A 1,729-nucleotide genomic window follows, 5' to 3' on the forward strand; every position below is an offset into this window, starting at 1 on the left:
AGTTATATCGTGAAATAATTCTTCTGGCACACCGTTTGAAATCATCAAATTTTTATAGTTAGTAAAATACTCCTGTCTATTATCTGTGATGTATTTAATTGTGTCATAATCGTTTTTAGAGATATATATGGGAATTTTATTGTATTTCTCCAGATAAAGTGCACCACCTATATGGTCTATATGGAGATGAGTGATTATGCACATATCAATCTTTGAAAGGTCTATTGTATTTTTTATCTGCCTGTATCCATTTTCAGACATTCCAGTATCTACGATATAGTTATAATCTCCAGAAATATGGTATATATTAGCAGTTTTGAGTGCTCTGATCTCTATAGGTACTGTAATTTTTTCAATAGAATTCATTATGGATAATTCTTCAATGCCTAATTAATCATTTCTGATGAATGGAATATCTTGCTCTTTTGTACCGGTGTATATGATAATTTGGCTTAACCATGTATTTAAAACAGAGTTAATTGCCAACTTATATAACATACTTTCAATTATCTTGATTTTCCGATGAATTTGTAGCAGGATACAAATAAAAATTAATTTGTAACATGATACATAAAATTTAATAGTTAAAATGCAATACATAAAATAATGGATAGAGAAAATATTCTCAAAATATTGTATTCGTGGAATTTTTGGAACCATAATATATACACTGGTATAAACCGAAATTTTTATGATGATAAAATTATTGATCTATTCGATGACAATCAAATAAAAATTATCATAGAAACTGGAATCAGAAGGTCAGGCAAATCATTCATATCAAAGCAGATTGCAGAGGCCCTTATTAAAAAGTCATTTTCAAAAACTCAAGTACTTGTAATAAACCTCGAAGATGAAAGGCTAATAGAAAGGGATTACAACTTATTGCTTGATATATACAACGTTTACAGGGAAAAAATTAACCCCGATAAACCGGCAATTGTAATTCTTGACGAGGCCCAGGAAGTGCCTGGGTGGGAGAGATTTGTCAGGGGGATATCAGAAAGGGATGAGGCGAAATTTATAATCACCGGCTCATCATCAAAATTGTTGGATTCCGAGTATTCAACGCTTCTATCTGGGAGACATGTAGTAATTTACGTACATCCATTAAATTATACAGAATTTACTAAGTTTAAAGAGAATGGGTCGATTACTGAATATCTGAAGTATGGGGGATTCCCCGCAATTGTGCTATCCAATAATAAGCAGGAACTTGCAGACAGTTATTTTAATACTATAATATTGAAGGACGTCATCCAGAGATTTAATATACATGAACCCGACGCGATTATAAAACTGGCAAAATTTTATATCACAAGTATAGGATCAAAAATAACATTTAACAGTATTTCAAAATTCCTTTCCATGCCTGTAAAAACCATATATAATTATTCATTGTATTTAGAGAAGGGGTATCTCCTATTTTTTCTTGACAGGTTTTCATTCTCAATAAAAGGCCAAAACAATAGCCCCAAAAAAGTATATACAATAGATAATTCATTTCCCTACTTCCTGGGAATAAATCCGGTAGAAATAAAAGGGCGACTTCTTGAAAATACAGTAGCTGCAACATTGTTTGCCATTTCAAAAAATAATCCTCAATTTCATTTCTATTACTGGAATGAAAACAATAGAGAGGTTGATTTTGTCGTCAAAAATAAAAATACATATATGGCTATTCAGGTTTCTTATTCTATAAACAATGAAAAAACTAGGGCAAGAGAGA

2 protein-coding genes are annotated in these 1,729 nt (G+C 31.1%); one reads left to right on the top strand and one right to left on the bottom strand.

Annotation, left to right across the window (positions count from 1 at the left end; genetic code table 11):
• Positions 1–366: MBL fold metallo-hydrolase (locus AMDU4_RS10945; RefSeq protein ID WP_290705130.1), on the bottom strand; the 366-nt coding region annotated here is incomplete at its 3' end.
• 240 nt (positions 367–606) lie between these two features.
• Between AMDU4_RS10945 and AMDU4_RS10950 the strand changes: the two genes are divergently transcribed.
• Positions 607–1,729, top strand: a 1,123-nt coding sequence (locus tag AMDU4_RS10950; RefSeq protein ID WP_021788032.1) for an ATP-binding protein, incomplete at its 3' end; no start/stop codon positions are given.

The sequence above is a fragment of the Ferroplasma sp. Type II genome, from assembly GCF_000496155.1.